Source organism: Pseudarthrobacter sp. P1 (assembly GCF_050156935.1).
Classification (GTDB): Bacteria; Actinomycetota; Actinomycetes; order Actinomycetales; family Micrococcaceae; genus Specibacter.
Genome location: NZ_CP189584.1, coordinates 2,253,675 through 2,274,475 on the forward strand (window position 1 = coordinate 2,253,675; position 20,801 = coordinate 2,274,475).

General features: G+C 65.0%; 15 protein-coding genes. 2 read left to right on the plus strand and 13 right to left on the minus strand.

The features are described from left to right. Positions 1 to 33: 33 nt before the first annotated feature. The 6 genes from tuf to rpoB all read right to left on the minus strand — a co-directional run bounded on the left by tuf (position 34) and on the right by rpoB (position 12,400). Positions 34 to 1,224 carry an elongation factor Tu gene (tuf, locus tag ACQCSX_RS10675; protein ID WP_427015308.1) on the minus strand — a complete coding sequence of 397 codons (1,191 nt, stop codon included), beginning with the start codon at positions 1,222 to 1,224 and terminating at the stop codon, positions 34 to 36. A gap of 158 nt (positions 1,225 to 1,382) precedes the next feature. Then, positions 1,383 to 3,497: an elongation factor G gene (gene fusA / locus ACQCSX_RS10680; RefSeq protein ID WP_427015309.1), complete on the minus strand. Its 2,115-nt coding sequence runs from the start codon at positions 3,495 to 3,497 to the stop codon at positions 1,383 to 1,385. Between the two features lie 66 nt (positions 3,498 to 3,563). Beyond that, entirely contained in the window at positions 3,564 to 4,034 is a 471-nt protein-coding gene (gene rpsG, locus ACQCSX_RS10685; protein WP_427015310.1) for a 30S ribosomal protein S7, read from the minus strand. A gap of 1 nt (position 4,035) precedes the next feature. Next, a complete protein-coding gene (gene rpsL / locus ACQCSX_RS10690; RefSeq protein ID WP_011692814.1) occupies positions 4,036 to 4,410 on the minus strand; it encodes a 30S ribosomal protein S12 in 375 nt (124 codons plus the stop codon). 409 nt (positions 4,411 to 4,819) lie between these two features. Further along, the gene (locus ACQCSX_RS10695; protein ID WP_427015311.1) at positions 4,820 to 8,722 is read right to left on the minus strand and encodes a DNA-directed RNA polymerase subunit beta'; all 3,903 of its coding nucleotides are present in this window, start codon (positions 8,720 to 8,722) and stop codon (positions 4,820 to 4,822) included. Positions 8,723 to 8,881: 159 nt separating this feature from the next. Next, on the minus strand, positions 8,882 to 12,400 hold the full coding sequence (gene rpoB / locus ACQCSX_RS10700) for a DNA-directed RNA polymerase subunit beta (RefSeq protein ID WP_427015312.1): 3,519 nt from the start codon (positions 12,398 to 12,400) through the stop codon (positions 8,882 to 8,884). Between the two features lie 438 nt (positions 12,401 to 12,838). Here rpoB and ACQCSX_RS10705 point away from each other — a divergent pair, with 438 nt between their 5' ends. Together ACQCSX_RS10705 and ACQCSX_RS10710 are read left to right on the plus strand one after the other, a co-directional pair. After that, the gene (locus ACQCSX_RS10705; RefSeq protein WP_427015313.1) at positions 12,839 to 14,032 is read left to right on the plus strand and encodes an acetyl-CoA C-acetyltransferase; all 1,194 of its coding nucleotides are present in this window, start codon (positions 12,839 to 12,841) and stop codon (positions 14,030 to 14,032) included. Positions 14,033 to 14,035: 3 nt separating this feature from the next. Then, a complete protein-coding gene (locus ACQCSX_RS10710) occupies positions 14,036 to 14,524 on the plus strand; it encodes an aminoacyl-tRNA deacylase (protein ID WP_427015314.1) in 489 nt (162 codons plus the stop codon). Between the two features lie 55 nt (positions 14,525 to 14,579). On the opposite strand, the gene ACQCSX_RS10715 is transcribed toward ACQCSX_RS10710, so the two are convergent. The 7 genes from ACQCSX_RS10715 to rplA all read right to left on the minus strand — a co-directional run bounded on the left by ACQCSX_RS10715 (position 14,580) and on the right by rplA (position 20,753). Beyond that, positions 14,580 to 15,518, minus strand: a complete 939-nt coding sequence (locus ACQCSX_RS10715; RefSeq protein WP_427015315.1) for a hypothetical protein — start codon at positions 15,516 to 15,518, stop codon at positions 14,580 to 14,582. A gap of 190 nt (positions 15,519 to 15,708) precedes the next feature. After that, positions 15,709 to 16,083 carry a 50S ribosomal protein L7/L12 gene (gene rplL, locus ACQCSX_RS10720; protein WP_427015316.1) on the minus strand — a complete coding sequence of 125 codons (375 nt, stop codon included), beginning with the start codon at positions 16,081 to 16,083 and terminating at the stop codon, positions 15,709 to 15,711. 159 nt (positions 16,084 to 16,242) lie between these two features. Beyond that, positions 16,243 to 16,836 carry a 50S ribosomal protein L10 gene (gene rplJ, locus ACQCSX_RS10725; protein WP_427015317.1) on the minus strand — a complete coding sequence of 198 codons (594 nt, stop codon included), beginning with the start codon at positions 16,834 to 16,836 and terminating at the stop codon, positions 16,243 to 16,245. A 346-nt stretch (positions 16,837 to 17,182) separates the two neighbouring features. Further along, entirely contained in the window at positions 17,183 to 18,274 is a 1,092-nt protein-coding gene (locus tag ACQCSX_RS10730; protein ID WP_427015318.1) for a GNAT family N-acetyltransferase, read from the minus strand. Next, a complete protein-coding gene (locus ACQCSX_RS10735) occupies positions 18,271 to 19,377 on the minus strand; it encodes a GNAT family N-acetyltransferase (RefSeq protein WP_427015319.1) in 1,107 nt (368 codons plus the stop codon). Before ACQCSX_RS10735 ends, ACQCSX_RS10730 begins: the two co-directional genes overlap by 4 nt. An 11-nt stretch (positions 19,378 to 19,388) precedes the next feature. Next, a complete protein-coding gene (locus ACQCSX_RS10740; protein ID WP_427015320.1) occupies positions 19,389 to 19,931 on the minus strand; it encodes a GNAT family N-acetyltransferase in 543 nt (180 codons plus the stop codon). A gap of 114 nt (positions 19,932 to 20,045) precedes the next feature. Continuing rightward, entirely contained in the window at positions 20,046 to 20,753 is a 708-nt protein-coding gene (rplA, locus tag ACQCSX_RS10745) for a 50S ribosomal protein L1 (RefSeq protein ID WP_427015321.1), read from the minus strand. Between the last annotated feature and the right edge of the window lie 48 nt (positions 20,754 to 20,801).

Consider the following 20,801-nt stretch of genomic DNA (forward strand, 5'->3'; position numbering starts at 1 on the left):
GGGGGTTTTCTTCAGAACTACAAGAAGCAGATGCTACTTGATGATCTTGGTGACACGGCCCGAACCAACGGTGCGGCCGCCTTCACGGATAGCGAAGCCGAGGCCCTCTTCCATGGCGATGGGCTGGATCAGCGCAACGGTCATCTCGGTGTTGTCACCGGGCATAACCATTTCCGTGCCCTCGGGCAGGGTGATAACGCCGGTCACGTCCGTCGTACGGAAGTAGAACTGCGGGCGGTAGTTCGAGTAGAACGGGTTGTGGCGTCCACCCTCATCCTTGGCCAGGATGTAGACGTTGGCCTCGAAATCGGTGTGCGGGGTGATGGAACCCGGCTTGACGATAACCTGGCCACGCTCTACGTCTTCGCGCTTGATGCCGCGGAGCAGCAGACCACAGTTCTCGCCGGCCCAAGCCTCGTCGAGCTGCTTGTGGAACATCTCGATACCGGTAACCGTGGTCTTCTGGACCGGACGGATGCCGACGATCTCGACCTCGGAGTTGATGGCGAGGGTTCCACGCTCGGCGCGGCCCGTCACAACAGTTCCACGACCGGTGATGGTGAAGACATCTTCAACCGGCATCAGGAACGGCTTGTCCTTGTCGCGGATGGGGTCCGGGACGTGCTCGTCCACAGCGTCCATCAGGTCCTCGACGGTCTTGACCCAAACGGGGTCGCCTTCGAGAGCCTTCAGGCCGGAGACGCGGACGACAGGTGCTTCGTCGCCGTCGAAGCCCTGCGAGCTGAGCAGCTCGCGAACTTCCATCTCCACGAGGTCGAGGAGCTCTTCGTCGTCAACCATGTCGGACTTGTTCAGGGCGACCAGCAGGTAGGGAACACCAACCTGGCGGGCCAGCAGAACGTGCTCACGGGTCTGGGCCATCGGACCATCCGTAGCAGCAACCACCAGGATAGCGCCGTCCATCTGGGCAGCACCGGTGATCATGTTCTTGATGTAGTCAGCGTGACCGGGGGCGTCAACGTGTGCGTAGTGACGCTTCTCGGTCTGGTACTCAACGTGGGAGATGTTGATCGTGATACCGCGCTGCTTCTCCTCGGGAGCCGAGTCGATGGAAGCGAAGTCTCGCTGCTCGTTGAGTGCCGGGTACTTGTCGTACAGTACCTTGGAAATGGCAGCCGTCAACGTGGTCTTACCATGGTCAACGTGACCGATGGTGCCGATGTTAACGTGCGGCTTAGTCCGCTCGAACTTTGCCTTCGCCACGGGTTCCTCCTAGAACGTGTTCAGATGACTTGCTCTCAGCGACGCTTTTCGTCACTGAATCTGCAGCAAGTCTACTGGGGGCTTTTGATTTGGTGAAATTACCTGCTGCTCTCGCCTCTGCCAGCTTAGTGCCGGCCGAGGCGAGAGCATAAGTGCGACTATTCGCCGCGGGACTTCTGGATGATCTCGTCGGCAACTGCCTTCGGGACCTCGGCGTAGCTGTCGAACTGCATCGAGTACACTGCGCGACCCTGGGTCTTGGACCGCAGATCGCCAATGTAGCCGAACATGCCGGACAGCGGGACCAGGGCACGAATGACCTTGACGCCGCTGGCATCCTCCATGGACTGCATCTGGCCGCGGCGGGAGTTGAGGTCACCAATTACTTCACCCATGTATTCCTCAGGGGTGCGGACCTCAACGTCCATCAGCGGTTCGAGCAGAATCGGGTTGGCCATCCGAGCGGCTTCCTTGAACGCCATGCGACCGGCGATCTTGAAGGCCATTTCGGAGGAGTCAACATCGTGGGCAGCGCCGTCAAGCAGCGTGGCCTTGATGCCAACAACCGGGTAGCCGGCCAGCACGCCATCGTTGAGTGCGGACTGGATGCCCTGGTCAACGCTGGGGATGTACTCGCGGGGAACACGGCCACCAGTGACCTTGTTCTCGAACTCGTACATCACACCGTCGGCGGTGTCCATGGGCTCGATCGCAATCTGGATCTTTGCGAACTGGCCGGAACCACCGGTCTGCTTCTTGTGCGTGTAATCGTGCTTGGCCACAGCGCGCTTGATCGTCTCGCGGTAGGCAACCTGGGGCTTGCCCACGTTTGCCTCGACGCGGAACTCGCGGCGCATGCGGTCAACCAGGATGTCCAGGTGCAGCTCGCCCATACCGGCGATGATGGTCTGGCCAGTGTCCTCGTTGAGGGAGACCTGGAAGGTCGGGTCCTCGGCGGAGAGCTTCTGGATAGCCGTCGACAGCTTCTCCTGGTCACCCTTGGTCTTGGGCTCGATGGCAACCGAGATCACGGGCTCCGGGAAGCTCATGGACTCGAGCACGATCTGGGCGTTGCTGTCGCAGAGGGTGTCACCGGTGGTGGTGTCCTTCAGGCCGATGGCAGCGTAGATGTGGCCGGCAAGGGCTTCCTCAACGGGCATTTCCTTGTTGGCGTGCATCTGGAACAGCTTGCCGATGCGCTCCTTCTTGCCCTTCGTGGAGTTGACCACACCGGTGCCGGCGGAAATCTGGCCGGAGTACACGCGGATGAAGGTCAGCTGGCCGAAGAACGGGTGCGTGGCAACCTTGAACGCGAGAGCCGAGAACGGCTCCTCGGTGCTCGGCTTGCGCGTCAGCTCGATCTCCTCGTTGCGGGGATCGTGGCCGATCATCGGCGGCACGTCCATCGGCGACGGCAGGAAGTCGATGACGGCGTCGAGCATCGGCTGGACACCGCGGTTCTTGAAGGCGGAGCCACACAGAACCGGGTACAGCTCGGAGTTGATCGTCATCTTGCGGATGCCGGCCTTCAGTTCCGCGACGGTGATTTCTTCACCCTCGAGGTACTTCTCCATGAGCTCTTCGGAGGACTCTGCAACGGTCTCCACCAGAGCGGCGCGGTATTCCTTCGCCTTTTCCAGCAGGTCCGCGGGGATCTCCTGGACTTCGTAGGCGGCACCCATGGTGACGTCACCCTTGGAGTCGCCGGCCCAGACCAGTGCACGCATCTGGAGCAGGTCGACAACGCCAACGAAATCGTTCTCTGCACCGATGGGCAGCTGGAGGACCAGCGGCTTGGCGCCGAGGCGGTTGATGATGGTGTCTACGGTGAAGTAGAAGTCAGCGCCCAGCTTGTCCATCTTGTTGACGAAGCAGATGCGGGGAACTTCGTACTTGTCAGCCTGGCGCCAGACAGTCTCGGACTGCGGCTCCACGCCTTCCTTGCCATCGAAGACGGCAACGGCGCCATCGAGGACGCGCAGGGAGCGCTCAACCTCGACGGTGAAGTCGACGTGGCCCGGGGTGTCAATGATGTTGATCTGGTTCTTGTCCCAGAAGCAGGTCACGGCGGCGCTCGTGATGGTGATGCCGCGTTCCTTTTCCTGTTCCATCCAGTCGGTCGTCGAAGCGCCGTCGTGCGTTTCGCCGATCTTGTGGTTCACACCCGTGTAGAACAGGATGCGCTCAGTAGTGGTGGTCTTGCCGGCGTCAATGTGGGCCATGATGCCGATGTTGCGGACCTTGTTGAGGTCGGTAAGCACGTCCTGTGCCACGATTTCTCCCTATCTAGGTGAGGCAAGGGACGACGGCGGCGGGCCGCCGCCGTCCCTAAGGCTCTGTTACCAGCGGTAGTGTGCGAAGGCCTTGTTGGACTCGGCCATCTTGTGGGTGTCTTCGCGACGCTTGACAGCGGCACCGAGGCCGTTGGAGGCATCCAAGATTTCATTGCGCAGACGCTCGGTCATGGTCTTCTCGCGGCGGGCCTTGGAGTAGCCAACCAGCCAGCGCAGGGCCAGTGCAGTTGCACGGCCCGGCTTGACCTCAACCGGAACCTGGTAGGTGGCGCCACCGACGCGGCGGGACTTAACTTCAAGGCTCGGCTTGATGTTTTCCATTGCCTTCTTCAGAGCTGCAACGGGGTCGCCGCCGCTCTTCTCGCGGGCACCTTCGAGGGCACCGTAAACGATGCGCTCTGCGGTGGACTTCTTGCCGTCAACGAGAACCTTGTTGATCAGCTGAGTGACCAACGGGGAGCCGTATACGGGATCTACAACGAGCGGCCGCTTGGGGGCCGGACCCTTGCGAGGCATATTACTTCTTCTCCATCTTTGCACCGTAGCGGCTGCGAGCCTGCTTGCGGTTCTTGACGCCCTGGGTATCCAGTGCGCCGCGGACAATCTTGTAACGGACACCGGGAAGGTCCTTCACACGGCCTCCACGCACGAGCACAATGGAGTGCTCCTGGAGGTTGTGGCCAACACCGGGGATGTAGGCGGTAACTTCCACGCCACCGTTGAGGCGCACACGTGCAACCTTGCGCAGAGCCGAGTTCGGCTTCTTCGGGGTGGTGGTGTAAACGCGCGTGCAAACGCCGCGACGCATCGGGCTGCCGTTAAGCGCGGGAGCCTTGGTCTTCTTGACCTTGGGTGTCCGGCCCTTTCGGACCAGCTGGTTAATCGTAGGCACTTTCGTGTTCTCCGTTTTTTCTCGAGAAGGTTCTCGTGTTGCTTTCCCCTGCCGGCCGGCCACGGTGAACCGTGGCCGCAGCGGCGGCGGGGTCAGCCCTTTACTGGTAGTCGCACACTTGGCGACTTCACAGCGCCTAGGCATGCAAAAATGTGGCATTCGTTGTACAAGAACCGTACAAACCGGAAACGGCTCCCCTGGATCCCCGGAAACCGGTGGTCCAGGCAGCTTCATCCACTGCCACACTAACAATTACTGTCCACTTTAGCATGGGAGGCCTCCATCCCTTAAACCACGCGGATTTGGGGGCACTCCCCCGCCCTGCGGCGGCGCGGAACGGGGCGGAAACGACGTCCGGCCCGCCAGCCCATTGACGGGGCCGGCGGGCCGGACGTTGGTGCATCAGAGGCTAGCCGCTGAAGTTGGTTCCGAGGTCGTAGTCATCCAAGGGGATGGCGTGGAACTCCGGAGCCAGGTCTCCGCCTACGTTGGTGTAGTCGAAGTCGCTGAACGCGCTCGGGCCGGTGAACAGATTGGCCTTGGCCTCTTCCGTCGGCTCCACCGTGACGTTGGTGTAGCGCGGCAGACCGGTGCCGGCCGGGATCAGCTTACCGATGATCACGTTTTCCTTCAGGCCCAGCAGCGGGTCGGACTTGCCCTCCATGGCCGCCTGCGTCAGAACGCGGGTGGTCTCCTGGAAGGATGCGGCCGACAGCCACGACTCGGTGGCCAGCGAGGCCTTCGTGATACCCATGAGCTCGTTACGGCCCGAAGCCGGCTTCTTGCCCTCGGAGACCACGCGGCGGTTCTCGGTCTCGAAACGGCCGCGCTCGGCGAGCTCGCCGGGCAGCAGGTTCGACTCACCGGACTCGATGACCGTGACGCGGCGCAGCATCTGGCGGACGATAACCTCGACGTGCTTGTCGTGGATACCTACACCCTGGCTGCGGTACACGCGCTGGACTTCCTCCACCAGGTGCTTCTGGGCGGCACGCGGGCCGAGGATGCGCAGAACCTGCTTCGGGTCAACGGCACCCACAACCAGCTTCTGGCCAACCTCTACGTGGTCGCCATCGGCAACCTGCAGACGTGCACGGCGCAGAACCGGGTACGCGATTTCCTCGCTGCCGTCGTCCGGAGTCAGCACCAGGCGCATCTGCCGCTCGGTCTCCTCGATGGTGATGCGTCCGGCCGCTTCAGCGATCGGGGCAACACCCTTCGGGGTACGGGCTTCGAAGAGCTCCTGGATACGGGGCAGACCCTGGGTGATGTCCTCGCCACGGCTGGCGGACACGGCACCACCGGTGTGGAAGGTACGCATGGTCAGCTGGGTACCGGGCTCACCGATGGACTGTGCGGCGATGATGCCCACGGCCTCACCAATGTCCACGAGCTTGCCGGTGGCCAGCGAACGGCCGTAGCACAGGGCACAGGTTCCAACCGCGGACTCACAGGTGAGCACGGAGCGGATCTTGATCTCGGTGATGCCCGCGGCGAAGAGCTCGCCGATCAGGACGTCTCCGACGTCGGCGCCGGCCTCGGCCAGCACCGTGCCCTTGGAATCAACCACCTGGGTGGCCAGAGTACGGGCGTAAACGCTGTTCTCGACCTCCTCGTGCAGGTGCAGCTCGCCGTTGGCGTCGGCCACGGCGATCGGCAGCGTCAGGCCGCGCTCGGTGCCACAGTCGTCTTCGCGAACGATGACGTCCTGGGACACGTCCACCAGACGACGGGTCAGGTAACCCGAGTTGGCGGTACGCAGAGCGGTGTCGGCCAGACCCTTGCGGGCACCGTGCGTGGCGATGAAGTACTCCAACACCGACAGGCCCTCGCGGTAGGAGGACTTGATCGGGCGAGGGATGATCTCACCCTTCGGGTTGGCCACCAGGCCACGGATACCGGCAATCTGGCGAACCTGCATCCAGTTACCACGGGCACCGGAGGAAACCATCCGGTTAATGGTGTTGGAGGCAGACATCGACTGGCGCATGGCGTCGGCGATGTCGTTGGTTGCCTGGTTCCAGATGTCGATGAGCTCCTGGCGGCGCTCGTCGTCGGCGATCAGACCCTTCTCGAACTGCGACTGGACCTTGGCGGCCTTGGCCTCGTAGCCCTCGAGGATGGCCGGCTTGGATGCCGGAACCTCGATGTCGGAGATGGCGACGGTAATGCCCGAGCGGGTGGCCCAGTAGAAACCGGAGGCCTTCAGGTTGTCCAGCGTTGCGGCAACAACAACCTTCGGGTACCGCTCGGCCAGATCGTTGACGATCTCGGAAAGAGTGCCCTTGTCGGCAACCTTCTCAACCCACGGGTAGTCCTCGGGCAGGGTCTCGTTGAAGAGGACCTGGCCCAGCGAGGTGGCAACGATGGCCGGCTGTCCGGGCTCCCAACCCTCGGGAGCTTCCCACTCGGCGTTCGGGATGAAGTTGTCCAGACGGATCTTCACCTGCGAGTTCAGGTGCAGCGCTCCGGCGTCGTGGGCCATGATGGCCTCGGCGGGGGTGGAGAAGCTGCGGCCTTCGCCGGCGGAACCGACGCGCTTGGTGGTCAGGTGGTACAGGCCGATGATCATATCCTGCGAGGGCAGGGTGACCGGACGGCCGTCCGAGGGCTTGAGGATGTTGTTCGAGGACAGCATCAGAATGCGGGCCTCGGCCTGTGCCTCCGGGCTCAGCGGCAGGTGCACTGCCATCTGGTCACCGTCGAAGTCGGCGTTGAACGCGCCACACACCAGCGGGTGCAGCTGGATGGCCTTGCCTTCAACCAGCTGGGGCTCGAACGCCTGGATGCCCAGACGGTGCAGGGTGGGTGCACGGTTGAGCAGCACCGGGTGTTCGGTGATGATCTCTTCCAGAACATCCCAAACCTGCGGGCGGAAACGCTCCACCATCCGCTTGGCGCTCTTGATGTTTTGTGCGTGGTTGAGGTCAACCAGGCGCTTCATCACGAACGGCTTGAAGAGCTCCAGGGCCATCTGCTTGGGCAGACCACACTGGTGCAGCTTCAGCTGCGGGCCAACCACGATGACCGAACGGCCCGAGTAGTCAACGCGCTTGCCGAGCAGGTTCTGGCGGAACCGGCCCTGCTTGCCCTTGAGCATGTCGGAGAGGGACTTCAACGGACGGTTGCCCGGTCCGGTGACCGGACGGCCGCGGCGGCCGTTGTCGAACAGCGAGTCAACGGCTTCCTGAAGCATGCGCTTCTCGTTGTTGACGATGATCTCCGGAGCACCCAGGTCAAGCAGGCGCTTGAGGCGGTTGTTGCGGTTGATCACGCGGCGGTAGAGATCGTTCAGGTCGGAGGTGGCGAAACGGCCACCGTCGAGCTGGACCATCGGGCGCAGTTCCGGCGGGATGACCGGGACGGCGTCCAGGACCATGCCCAGCGGGCTGTTGTTGGTGGTCAGGAACGCGTTGACAACCTTCAGGCGCTTCAGGGCACGCGTCTTGCGCTGGCCCTTGCCGTTCTGGATGATGTCGCGCAGCAGCTCGGCCTCGCCGGGCATGTCGAAGTTCTCAAGACGCTTCTTGATGGCCTCGGCACCCATGGAGCCCTCGAAGAACATGCCGTAGCGGTCACGCAGTTCGCGGTACAGAGCCTCGTCGCCCTCAAGGTCGGCGACCTTGAGGCCCTTGAAGCGGTCCCAGACCTGCTCGAGGCGCTCGATGTCGGCATCCGCGCGCTTGCGGATGTTGGCCATCTGGCGGTCGGCGGAGTCGCGGGCCTTCTTCTTCTCGGCAGCCTTGGCACCCTCGCCCTCGAGGCGGGCAATCTCGCCCTCGAGGTCGCGGGCCACGGTGGCGATGTCGGAGTCGCGGGAGTCGACCATCTGCTTCTTCTCCAGGTCATGCTCGACCTGGAGGTTCGGCAGCTCTTCGTGGCGGGCAGCCTCGTCGACGCTGGTGATCATGTAGGCAGCGAAGTAGATGACCTTCTCAAGGTCCTTCGGGGCCAGGTCCAGCAGGTAGCCCAGACGGGACGGAACGCCCTTGAAGTACCAGATGTGGGTGACGGGTGCTGCAAGCTCAATGTGGCCCATGCGCTCGCGGCGCACCTTGGCACGGGTGACCTCAACGCCACAACGCTCGCAGATGATGCCCTTGAAGCGGACGCGCTTGTACTTGCCGCAGTAGCACTCCCAGTCGCGGGACGGGCCGAAGATCTTCTCGCAGAAGAGGCCGTCCTTCTCGGGCTTGAGCGTGCGGTAGTTGATGGTTTCCGGCTTCTTGACTTCACCGTGCGACCAGTCACGGATGTCTTGTGCAGTGGCCAGGCCGATCTGCATGAGGCCGAAGGAGGATTCGCTGGACATATGGTCCCTGTTCTCTCTTGTTCTCTAAATTCTGAATGTCTACTGGTCCGCGGGTCTCGACTCGGTTATTGAGCCTGTCGAAATACGACCACCGGACCTCCGGGTTACGGAAAGAGGGAGCTGGTCCGGCGGGCCGTGCGGCCCGCCGGACTAAAGCTGCTAGACCTCTTCGACGGAACTCGGCTCGGCCCGTGACAGGTCGATGCCCAGTTCCTCCGCGGCCCGGAAGACTTCTTCATCCGAGTCACGCATCTCAATCGTCGTACCGTCGGTGGAGAGGACCTCCACGTTCAGGCACAGCGACTGCATTTCCTTGATCAGAACCTTGAAGGATTCCGGGATGCCCGGCTCCGGGATGTTCTCACCCTTGACGATGGCCTCGTAGACCTTCACGCGGCCATGGATGTCATCGGACTTGATCGTCAGCAGTTCCTGCAGGGTGTAGGCGGCACCGTAGGCCTCCAGGGCCCACACTTCCATCTCACCAAAGCGCTGGCCACCGAACTGTGCCTTACCACCCAGCGGCTGCTGGGTGATCATGGAGTACGGGCCGGTGGAGCGGGCGTGGATCTTGTCGTCCACCAGGTGGTGGAGCTTCAGGATGTACATGTAGCCCACGGAGATCGGGTCCGGGAACGGCTCGCCGGAGCGGCCGTCGAACAGACGGGTCTTTCCAGAGGAGTTGATCAGGCGTTCGCCGTCGCGGGTCACGTTGGTGGAGTCCAGCAGACCGGTGATTTCCTCTTCACGGGCACCATCGAACACCGGGGTGGCGACGGTGGTCTGGCCGGTCTCGCGCGGCAGGTTGGGCAGGTTCTTGACCCACTCCGGCTCGCCCTCGATCTTCCAGCCGGTCTTGGCAACCCAGCCGAGGTGCGTTTCCAGCACCTGGCCAACGTTCATTCGACCGGGCACACCCAGCGGGTTCAGCACGATGTCGACGGGGGTTCCGTCGGCCATGAACGGCATGTCCTCGATCGGCAGGATCTTGGAGATGACGCCCTTGTTTCCGTGGCGGCCGGCCAGCTTGTCACCATCGGTGATCTTGCGCTTGTTGGCCACGTAGACGCGGACCAGCTGGTTCACGCCGGGGGGCAGCTCGTCGTCGGAGTCGCGGTCGAAGACGCGCACACCGATGACCGTGCCGGACTCGCCGTGGGGAACCTTCAGGGAGGTGTCGCGGACTTCGCGGCTCTTCTCACCGAAGATGGCACGCAGCAGGCGCTCCTCCGGGGTCAGCTCGGTTTCACCCTTCGGGGTGACCTTTCCGACCAGGATGTCGCCGGCTTCAACCTCGGCACCGATGTGGATGATGCCGCGCTCGTCCAGGCCGGCCAGGATTTCCTCGGAGACGTTCGGGATGTCCCGGGTGATCTCCTCGGCACCAAGCTTGGTGTCGCGGGCGTCGATCTCGTGCTCTTCGATGTGGATCGAGGACAGCACGTCCTCGGCCACGATGCGCTGGGAGAGGATGATCGCATCCTCGTAGTTGTGGCCTTCCCAGGACATGAAGGCAACCAGCAGGTTCTTGCCCAGGGCCAGCTCGCCCTGGTCCGTTGCCGGACCGTCGGCGATGATGCCGCCCACTTCCAGGCGCTGGCCCTCGGAAGCCAGGACGCGCTGGTTGTAGGAGTTGCCCTGGTTGGAGCGCTGGTACTTGTGGATCGGGTAGTTGGTCTCCGTGCCGTCGTCGTTGAGCATGACGACGAGGTCGGCGGACACCTCGGTGACCACACCGGCCTTCTTGGCGATGACCACGTCACCTGCGTCGACGGCGGCGGCGCGCTCCATGCCGGTGCCCACGAAGGGGGCCTCGGAACGGACCAGCGGCACAGCCTGGCGCTGCATGTTCGCACCCATGAGGGCGCGGTTGGCGTCATCGTGCTCCAGGAACGGAATCAGGGCGGTTGCCACAGACACCATCTGGCGCGGGGAGACGTCCATGTACTCGACCTCGTCGGCCGGGATCAGGACGGGCTCGCCTCCACCACCACGGGCACGGACGAGGACGGTCTCCTCGGCGAAGTGGCTGTTCTCATCCAGCGGCGCGTTGGCCTGGGCGATGACAACCTCGACCTCGTCGTCGGCGGTCAGGTAGTCGACCTCGTCGGAGACGACACCCTCGGACACACGGCGGTACGGCGTCTCGATGAAGCCGAACGGGTTGATGCGGCCATAGGACGCCAGCGAACCGATCAGACCAATGTTCGGGCCTTCAGGGGTTTCGATGGGGCACATGCGGCCGTAGTGGGACGGGTGGACGTCTCGGACTTCCATGCCTGCGCGGTCACGGGAGAGACCACCCGGGCCCAGCGCGGAGAGACGACGCTTGTGCGTCAAACCGGCCAGCGGGTTGTTCTGGTCCATGAACTGGGACAGCTGGGAGGTTCCGAAGAACTCCTTGATGGCTGCCACCACGGGACGGATGTTGATCAGCGTCTGCGGCGTAATGGCCTCGACGTCCTGGGTGGTCATCCGCTCGCGGACAACGCGCTCCATGCGGGACAGGCCGGTGCGGACCTGGTTCTCGATGAGCTCGCCGACGGCGCGGATGCGGCGGTTGCCGAAGTGGTCGATGTCGTCGACGTCGACGCGCAGGTCAACCTCGCCGCCGTCGCGCTTGCCCTTGAGGGTCTTCTCGCCGGCGTGCAGGCTGACCAGGTACTTGATCATGGCGACGATGTCGTCGATGTCCAGCACGGAGGCATCGGGGGCCGAGAGCGGCTTGTCGATGCCCAGCTTGCGGTTGATCTTGTACCGGCCGACCTTGGCCAGGTCGTAGCGCTTCGGGTTGAAGTACAGGTTGTGCAGCAGCGCATCGGCGGCCTCAACCGTCGGCGGCTCGCCCGGTCGCAGCTTCCGGTAGATGTCAAGCAACGCGTCTTCGCGGGTGGACGTGGCGTCCTTTTCCAGCGTGGCGCGGATGGAGTCGAAGTGGCCGAACTCCTCGAGGATCTGGCCCTCGGTCCAGCCCAGGGCCTTCAGCAGCACCGTGACGGACTGCTTGCGCTTGCGGTCGAGGCGGACGCCGACCTGGTCGCGCTTGTCGATCTCCAGCTCAAACCATGCACCGCGGGAGGGGATGATCTTGGCGGTGAAGATGTCCTTGTCGCTGGTCTTGTCGGCGGTGCGCTCAAAGTAGGCGCCCGGGGAACGGACCAGCTGGGAGACGACGACGCGCTCGGTGCCGTTGATGACGAAGGTGCCCTTGTCGGTCATCAGCGGGAAGTCGCCCATGAACACCGTCTGCTGCTTGATTTCGCCAGTGGTGTTGTTCATGAACTCGGCCTTGACGTACAGCGGGGCCGAGTACGTGGCGTCGCGGTCCTTGCATTCGGCCATGGTGTACTTCGGGTCGGCAAACTCCGGATCCGAGAAGGACAGGGACATGGTGCCCTGGAAATCCTCGATCGGGGAGATCTCTTCGAAGATGTCGGAGAGGCCGGACGTGGTGGCGACGCTGTCGTCCCCCGCGTCGACGGCGTTCTGCATCCGGGACTGCCAGCGTCCGTTGCCGACGAGCCAGTCAAAGCTCTCGGTCTGGAGGGCGAGCAGATTCGGAACGTCAAGCGGCTCGTGAATCTTGGCGAAAGAGAGGCGGCGCGTGGCACCGTCCGTGCTGTTTGCGTCGATAGCGGTTTCGGCGTTGTTTACATTAGAGGTGCTCGAGGCGACCAAGAGGGATCCTTCCACAGACCTTCAGGCTTGTTCAGCGACCCCGTACCTGATCCAGACCCCGCCGAATGGCAGAATTTGGACGCCGTACCACCACCCTGCATTCGGCGAACGCAAGACGATGAATGGCAAAGCCTACCGCTATATGAAGGCTGAAGGTAAAGAGGGGATACGCAAAGATCTACTCTATAGGCAAATGGCCCCACGTGTCTACCCCAGAGTTGCGATTTGTGCAAGTGCCTTAATTTTCCGCGGCCAACACGGGCCCCGCAGCCGCCCTTCGGTGCCGCGATCCGGGCCCGGAGCCGGGATTGGGCCGGCGCGCCCCGCAGGGGAACGTGATGGAAATAACACGGCGGCCAAAGCTGTTAGATTCTTAGGTAGCGCGGCGCATCAATGGAGATGCGTCGCCGCAGCAGAGTGAATGAGGAGCGCACGCCCATGACCGCACAACCCAATGATGTCGTGATTCTGGCCGGGGCCCGCACACCGCAGGGCCGCCTGAACGGGCAGCTGGCCGGCTTCACCGCCGTCGAACTGGGCGCCAAGGCCATTGCCGGGGCGCTGGAGCGCTCGCACGTCGCCGCCGCGGACGTGGACCAGGTCATCATGGGCCACGTGCTGCAGGCCGGCGTGGGGCAGAACCCTGCCCGCCAGGCCGCCATCGCCGCCGGGATCGGCTGGAGTGTGCCGGCCCTGACCATCAACAAGGTCTGCCTGTCCGGGCTCACCGCCATCATCGACGCCGCCCGGCTGATCCGCGCCGGCGAGGCCTCGGTGGTGGTGGCCGGCGGCCAGGAATCCATGACGCGTGCCCCGCACGTGATGCCGGGATCGCGCCAGGGCTGGGCCTACGGCGCCGTCCAGGTGCTGGACGTGGCCGCCCACGACGGCCTGACGGACGCCTTCGACGGCGATTCCATGGGCCTGTCCACCGAGCGGGGCAACATCAAGCTCGGCATCGACCGCCGGGTCCAGGACGAGGTGGCGGCGGCCTCGCACCAGCGGGCCGCCGCAGCTGCCGCCGCCGGAGTGTTCGACGCCGAGATCGTCCCGGTGAGCGTGCCCCAACGCAAGGGCGAGCCGGTGGTGCTCACCGCCGACGAGGGCGTGCGGCCGGCGACCACCGTGGAGACCCTGGCGCCGCTGCGCCCGGCATTCTCCAGCGACGGGACCATCACCGCCGGCAACTCCTCCCCGCTCAGTGACGGCGCTGCCGCCGTCGTGCTCGCCAGCCGCGCCTACGCCCAGGAGCACGGCCTGGACTACCTCGCCGTCGTCGGCGCCCCCGGACAGGTGGCGGGCCCGGACAACTCGCTGCACGCCCAACCGTCCAACGCCATCGCCAGCGCGCTGGCCAAGGCCGGCTGGAGCACCGAGGACCTGGACTTCATCGAGATCAACGAGGCCTTCGCCTCCGTGGCCGTGCAATCGCTGCGCGAGCTCGGCTACGACGGCGCAAAGTGCAACATCCACGGCGGGGCCATCGCCCTGGGCCATCCGATCGGCGCGTCGGGCGCGCGGCTGGCCCTGCATGCGGCCAACGAACTGGCCCGGCGCGGCGGCGGCAAGGCGGCCGTGGCCCTGTGCGGCGGCGGCGGCCAGGGTGAGGCCCTGCTGCTCTACAAGGACTGACCGGTGGCTCCCGAGGCAGGCGCCCCGGCCGGGCGCGAACGGGTGGCGGCCGATGCCGCCGCCCGCGGCCTGGCGGTTGAGATCTTTCCCCGGCAGAACGCCGGATCACTGGCCGAGGCCGCCCAGATCCTGGGCATCCGGCCGGCGGACATCGTCAAGTCCCTGGTGGTCAAGCGGTCCGGGGAGGCCTTCCTCTTTGCGCTGATCCCCGGCGACCGGCAGATCTCCTGGCCCAAGCTGCGCGCCGTCGTCGGCGTCAACAAGCTGGCCATGCCGCCCGCGGAGGTGGCCCTGGCCGCCACGGGGTACGCCCGCGGCACCATCACCCCGCTGGGCAGCACCACGGCGTGGCCGGTCTACGCGGACGAGTGCATCGTGGGCCAGAAGGTGGCCATGGGTGCCGGCGAGCACGGCTACAGCCTGTTCGTCGACGGCGATGCCCTCATTGCCGCCCTCGGCGCCACCGTCGCGGACATCTCCGCCCCGGCCTAAGCCTCATCTGTGCGACAGCAAACGCTGCTCTGACGCTCCATAGCAGCGTTTGCTGTCACACAGATGGCTTCCAGCCGCGGGAGCCCAGTGCCCGGCGGACCTTGGCCACGGCCGCCCGGGCTTCATGTTCCATATGCCGCTTGGCGATGCGCACCTGGATCCAGCCGGCGCCGGCGTAGTCCTCCTCGCGGGCAATGTCCCGCGCCACCTGCTCCGGGTCAGAATGCCCTGCGCCCTCGTACTCCACGGCCACCCGGTACCGGGCAAAGGACTGGTCGGGCGTCCGCCGGGCGCCGCTGGCCAGATCGACGGCGGTGTTGAGCACCGGTTCGGGCCTGCCTGCACGGACAATGGCAAGCCGCAGCCTCGTCTCCGGTGCCGAATCGCTGCCCACCCGCGCGTGCTCGAGTGCCAGGCGGGCCTTGCGGATGCCGGGTGTGCCCCGGTGCCGCCCCAAGAGGGCCACCAGCTCCTCGACGGTGGCGTACGGGGCCGAACGGGCCTCGAACTCCGGGCGGGGAATGCGCAGCAGATGGTCCGCCACCACCGTGAGCTCGTCAACGCTCATCCGGCGGGCGCAGTCCAGCCAGGTCCGGATCCGGGTGGTGATCCATAGCCCGGCCAGGCATTCGACCTCATCGTCCCCGAGATGAGTCCGGTGCCCCGTGACGCCAGTGCGGCGCGGAATGCCATGCGGAAACTGCCTGGCGATGTGGATGGTCTTCCCACGCGCCCCGGGCAGGAAGCCCGGAAAGTCCCAAATGGCGAAGGCCGTGGCGTGGGATGCGGCCGAGTACCCGGTGACCACGCTGTAGGGGCGGACCAGCAGCGCAAGCTCGGTGTCGCCGTCGTCGGCGGCCTTGGCGATCCCACGGCAGAGGTGGACGATCTCGCTGTGCCGCAGCTTGCCGGGGCTCACTCCGGCCACCCGTGCCTCGGCCACGGTGAATGGCGCAGATGCCAGATGGGGCGGGAGCTGGGTGGGCCGGCGCATCTGTCCATTCTGGCAACCCGGCTGGTTCCCCGCAGAAGTTATCCACAGCCGCCCTTGGAAGGACTCATCTGTGCGACAGCAAACGCTGCTCTGACGCTCCAGAGCAGCGTTTGCTGTCGCACAGATGCAGGACGCAAAGAAGCCCCGCACCGTGACGGTGCGGGGCTTCTTCGAAAGAAAGACGCAGTTGTTACTTGACGGTAACGGTCGCGCCGGCTTCTTCGAGCTGAGCCTTTGCCTTGTCTGCAGCTTCCTTGGTGACGCCTTCGAGGACAGCCTTGGGGGCGGAGTCCACAACGTCCTTAGCCTCCTTCAGGCCGAGGGACGTGATAGCGCGCACCTCCTTGATGACTGCAATCTTCTTGTCGCCAGCGGCTTCGAGGATGACGTCGAACTCGGTCTGCTCTTCCTCAGCCTCGGCAGCGGCGCCGGCCGGGCCTGCAACTGCAACAGCAGCAGCGGTAACTTCGAAGGTCTCTTCGAACTGCTTGACGAACTCGGAGAGCTCGATGATGGTCAGTTCCTTGAAAGCTGCGATGAGCTCGTCATTGGTGAGCTTAGCCATGAGTGGCGCTCCTTCTATTTCTTGGCCTTGCGGCCGGGTCTATAACCTAAAGTCCTCGTGGAGTTCAGGGTGGAACCAGGGAATCAACCCTGTGAGGGGGCCCACGCTTGCCAGATTCCCGAAAATCGCGTCAGTGATTATCGGGCCGGTAAGTGGGGACTAGGCCTCGGTGGTCTCAGCTTCGGCTGCGGGTGCTTCGACAGCTGCCTCTTCGGCCGGAGCCTCAACAGCGGCTTCTTCAGCAGCGGCTTCCTCGGCCGGAGCCTCGGTGCCTTCGGCCAGCTTGGCGCGCAGGGCCTCGATGGTGCGCGCAGCGGCGGCCATCGGAGCCTTCAGGACGCCAGCAACACGTGCGAGCTGGAGTTCGCGGGACTCAAGGGCAGCCAGGGCTGCAACCCCGGACGCGTCCAGAGCCTTGCCTTCGAACAGACCGGTCTTGATGACCAGCTGCTTGTTGGCCTTTGCAAAATCCGTCAGGCTCTTTGCTGCCGCAACAGCGTCACCCTTGATGAACGCGATTGCGGTGGGGCCGGCGAGCTGGCCTTCGAATGCGCCAACACCAGCTTCCTTGGCCGCAATGGCGGTCAGGGTGTTCTTGACGACCGAGAACTTGGTGTCCTGGCCGAGAGAAACACGCAGCTGCTTGAGCTGTGCAACGGTGAGCCCACGGTATTCGGTTAGGACTGCAGCGTTGGATTCCTTGAAATCGTTGGTGATCTCTGCAACTGCTGCCACCTTGCTAGGCGTTGCCATAACACTCCTTCCGGGAAATTAATGCCGGTCGCTTCGTGTCCGGCGCCGTTTTCACAGCGCAAAGAAAAACGCCCCGCGCAGATGCACGGGGCGTTGGACCAATGGAGTTCCGGATTGCTCCGGACATCTCACACGGTCAAGCTTCGTTCACCTGCGCCGGTCGCCTTCAGTGAAGGACTTTCGGATGGAAACCTGCCCGCTTCCCGGCTCAGGGACACATGATGCGTCCGCGGCTGGGGGGAGGATTTCCATCGACCGACGGTCTTTGGTTCTTCAAGTCTACGGGGTGGGACAGCCGGCGGCCAAATCGGCGCCGGCGAGGGCCGGTGCCGGGCGCCGGCGGCGCCTACTTGTTGAAGATGAAGTCCTTGTGCCACTGGCCGGTGATGCCCGCGGGGACGAACCCCAGCTTGGCGTTCACGCCGAGCATATAGGTGTTGTCCGGGGCGTTCCAGGTGTAGACCGTGCGCACATGCGGGAACTGGTGCGCGAGCAGCTCGAGGTTGGCCACCTTGATCAGCATCCCAACGTCGCGCCCGCGGTGCTCCTGGAGCACCACCGTGTCGTCCTGGAACGCCACGTCCTCGCGGTGGCCCAGCACGGAGATGGAAGTGAACCCGATGACGTGGCCGGTGTGGATGTCCTCGGCGGCGCTGACCAGCGTGTGCCGTCCGCCCGCCGCGGCCAGCGCCTCGCTTTCGCGGATCCGCTCCCCGGTCCAGGCCTCCTCGGCCGTGCCGTCGTCGCCGGCCACACTGGCGACAGTCGATTCCAGCCGCACGATGTCCGCCAGCCACTGGTCCGGGCAGCGGTCCATCCACTGGTGCAGCGTGTATTGCCCGTCCTGCCCGGACAGCGCCTCCGCCCGGAGCCTGTCGGCGTCGGCCTGCGGCAGCGGCAGCGAGCACGCGCTGAACTGCTCCACCTGCTGGAGCTGGTAGCCGGCGCTGCTGGCAAAGCGGACCTCGCGGCTGCTCAGCGGCAGGTACCCGGCCCCGGTGGCGGCCTCCAGCCGTTCCCCGCCGTCCCAGTCCAGCGTGGTGGCGGGGTGGTTGGTTTCGACCATCACGATGCGGCGGTTCTCGCCCAGCACGAACTGTTCCGCGGCCTCGAGCAGTTCACGTCCGACGCCGTGGCCCTGGGCGCTGGGCAGGATGTCCAGGGTGACGTGGGCCAGGTCGGTGGAATCGGCCAGCGGCATGGCGATGCCCGCCCGGCCGACAATCTCGCCGTCGACCCGGGCCAGCAGCACCACGTACCACTCGTACGGGTCGTGGCAGGTGGCCAGCAGTTCGCTGGCGGTGTAGGCCAGATCGTCGTTGCCCCAGGTGTCCACACGCACGCGCCGGGAGACCTCGACGGCGGCATGCAGGTCAGCGGCGTCCTCGCCCTCCAGCGACTCCGGCACGTGCAATTGCTCGATGGCAATGGTTGTCATGATTCCCCGATCGGCGCGCCGTGAGGCGCAGCCAGCTTCTTTTGCCAGGTGGCCGCGGTCCCGGCGCGGATGAACCCCATGGCGATGTTGATCGCCAGCATGTTCGTGTTTTCCTCGGCGTTGAAAGTATAGATGCGTTCCACCGTGGGCCAGTCCCGCGCGGCCGCGGCAAGGTTGGCGTCCTTCATCCGCCGCCCCAATCCATGGCCACGGTGCTCCGGGAGGACCAGCGTGTCGTTTTGGAAGGCGACGGCGGGCTGTGCCGGGTTGAATTCGAGCACCGTGTGCCCGGCGAGCCGGCCGGTGGCCCCGTGGCGCGCCACGGTGACCAGCACGGTTTCACCTTTGCGGGCAATGGCCTCCTCCTCGATGCGCACCCGCTCCCCGTCCCAGGCCTCCTCACGGGCGTCCAGCCCGCCGAGGGGCACCTCGGTGCTCATGCTCCGGCGCAGCGCGGCATAGGGGTCCAGCAGTCCGTCGGGGCAGTGCGGCCCCCAGGACACCAGTTCGTAGCCGCCCGTCCCATGACCTGCCGCAGCGGGCGCCCCCTGCGCCAGGTGCAGCACGCTGATCTTTTCCGCCTGCTCCAGAACGAACCCGTGGGCCCGGGCAAATCCGGCGGCGGGCGAGTTGGCCGGCACGCGCCCGCTGCCGGTGGTGGGCACCACGACATCCCAGGCCGCGCCGGTGCCGGCCCCGGAGAGCGTGTGGTCGCTCCAGCCGCTCAGGACGCTGCGCTGCGCACCGGCGGCCAGCGCCTGGAGCCGTTCCAGCAGGGCCGTCCCGACGCCGGCGCGCCGGTGGGCGGGGGCAACCTGGACGTTGATGTTGGCCAGATGGGTGTTGTCGCGCCGGGGCAGTGACATGGTGGCCCGGCCGGCCAGCACTCCCCCGCGGCGTGCGACCAGCAGGACGTGGCGGGTGTAGGCGTCATCCCGGCCCTGCACGAGCTGGACCAGGGGCGTGGCGGCAAAGTCGTCATGGCCCTGGCATTCGCGTTCGACGGCGTTGGCCAAGGCGGCGGCGGCCAGGAACGGGCCGGCGCCGGGCGAGTCCAGGGCGTCGGGAAGCGCCAGCTGTTCGATCTCCACGTTTGTGTCCATGCTGACACCGCCTAATCCGCCGGGCGCACCATCACGAAATCGTGTTCCAGGCGCGCACCCAGCATGAATGTTTTGGTTCCGGCCTTGGCAAAGCCGCTCTTTTGGTAGAACCGGATGGCCCGGGCGTTCTCATCGTTCACGCCCAGCCAGATGGACTCCGCCCCGTTCCGGATGCCGTGGGCCACCGACTCGGCCATCAGTGCCGCGGCCAATCCGCCACCGTGGTGGTCAGGATGAACATAGCACTTGCTCAGCTCAAGTGTGGGCTGGGCCGCCGTGGCAGCGAGCACCGCCGCGACGTCCGGATCCGCCGGCGGGGTGGAGACCAGCAGGCTGTAGCCTGCCAGTACGCCGCCGTCGTCGGCCACCAGCACCGTCCTGGCGGGATCGGCCAGATACCCGCGAAAGCACTCCACCGTCAGGTTCGCCGCAATGTAGTCCTCGATGTCCTCCGGCCGGCTCGACGGCGGACAGGCCAGCGGAAAGGTCAGCGTGGCCAGTTCGGCCAGCTCTTGCGCATCCGCAGCCGCCGCCTGGCGGATTGTTGCGCCCATCGGTGTACTCCCCTCCCCTTGCCAGTTCTCCCCCGTGGGGCTTCCCCCAGCTTACAAAGAAAGGGGCCGGCACAGCAGATGCTGTACCGGCCCCTTTCACAGAAAGCTAAATGCTTAGCCCTCGATCAGGACCTTGGTGACGTTCGGGTCCACGGCGATGCCGGGGCCGAACGTGGTGCTGATGGTGGCCTTCTGCATGTAGCGGCCCTTGGCGGCGGAGGGCTTCAAACGAAGCACCTCTTCCAGAGCTGCTGCGTAGTTTTCGCCCAGCTTGACGGCGTCGAAGGACACCTTGCCGATGATGAAGTGCAGGTTGGAGTGCTTGTCGACGCGGAAGTCGATCTTTCCACCCTTGATGTCCACAACGGCCTTGGCGACGTCGTTGGTGACGGTGCCGGTCTTCGGGTTCGGCATCAGGTTGCGCGGGCCCAGGACCTTGCCCAGACGACCGACCTTGCCCATCAGGTCCGGGGTGGCCACGGCTGCGTCGAAGTCGGTCCAGCCGCCCTGGATCTTTTCGATCAGGTCGTCGGAGCCAACGAAGTCGGCGCCGGCTGCGATGGCGGCCTCGGCGCGCTCACCCGTTGCGAACACGAGGACGCGGGCGGTCTTGCCGGTACCGTGCGGCAGGATGACCGTTCCGCGGACCATCTGGTCGGCCTTGCGGGGGTCTACACCCAGGCGGAAGGCAACCTCAACGGTGGCGTCGAACTTGGACGGGTTAGTGTCCTTGGCGAGGGTGATGGCCTCGAACGGCGCGTAGAACTTCTCCGCGTCGATCTTGGCGGCCGCTGCCTCATATGCTTTGCTGCGCTTTGCCATGCTGCTTGTTTCTCCTTGTGCAGTTGTGGTCTTTAGGACCGCGCGGGG

Bases quoted from the DNA above. Each gene is read 5' to 3' on its own strand.
- rplL (WP_427015316.1), bottom strand. From the start codon at position 16,083: ATGGCTAAGCTCACCAATGACGAGCTCATCGCAGCTTTCAAGGAACTG.
- ACQCSX_RS10695 (WP_427015311.1), bottom strand. From the start codon at position 8,722: ATGTCCAGCGAATCCTCCTTCGGCCTCATGCAGATCGGCCTGGCCACT.
- ACQCSX_RS10715 (WP_427015315.1), bottom strand. From the start codon at position 15,518: ATGCGCCGGCCCACCCAGCTCCCGCCCCATCTGGCATCTGCGCCATTC.
- rplJ (WP_427015317.1), bottom strand. From the start codon at position 16,836: ATGGCAACGCCTAGCAAGGTGGCAGCAGTTGCAGAGATCACCAACGAT.
- rplA (WP_427015321.1), bottom strand. From the start codon at position 20,753: ATGGCAAAGCGCAGCAAAGCATATGAGGCAGCGGCCGCCAAGATCGAC.
- ACQCSX_RS10705 (WP_427015313.1), top strand. From the start codon at position 12,839: ATGACCGCACAACCCAATGATGTCGTGATTCTGGCCGGGGCCCGCACA.
- rpsG (WP_427015310.1), bottom strand. From the start codon at position 4,034: ATGCCTCGCAAGGGTCCGGCCCCCAAGCGGCCGCTCGTTGTAGATCCC.
- ACQCSX_RS10730 (WP_427015318.1), bottom strand. From the start codon at position 18,274: ATGACAACCATTGCCATCGAGCAATTGCACGTGCCGGAGTCGCTGGAG.
- ACQCSX_RS10735 (WP_427015319.1), bottom strand. From the start codon at position 19,377: ATGGACACAAACGTGGAGATCGAACAGCTGGCGCTTCCCGACGCCCTG.
- ACQCSX_RS10740 (WP_427015320.1), bottom strand. From the start codon at position 19,931: ATGGGCGCAACAATCCGCCAGGCGGCGGCTGCGGATGCGCAAGAGCTG.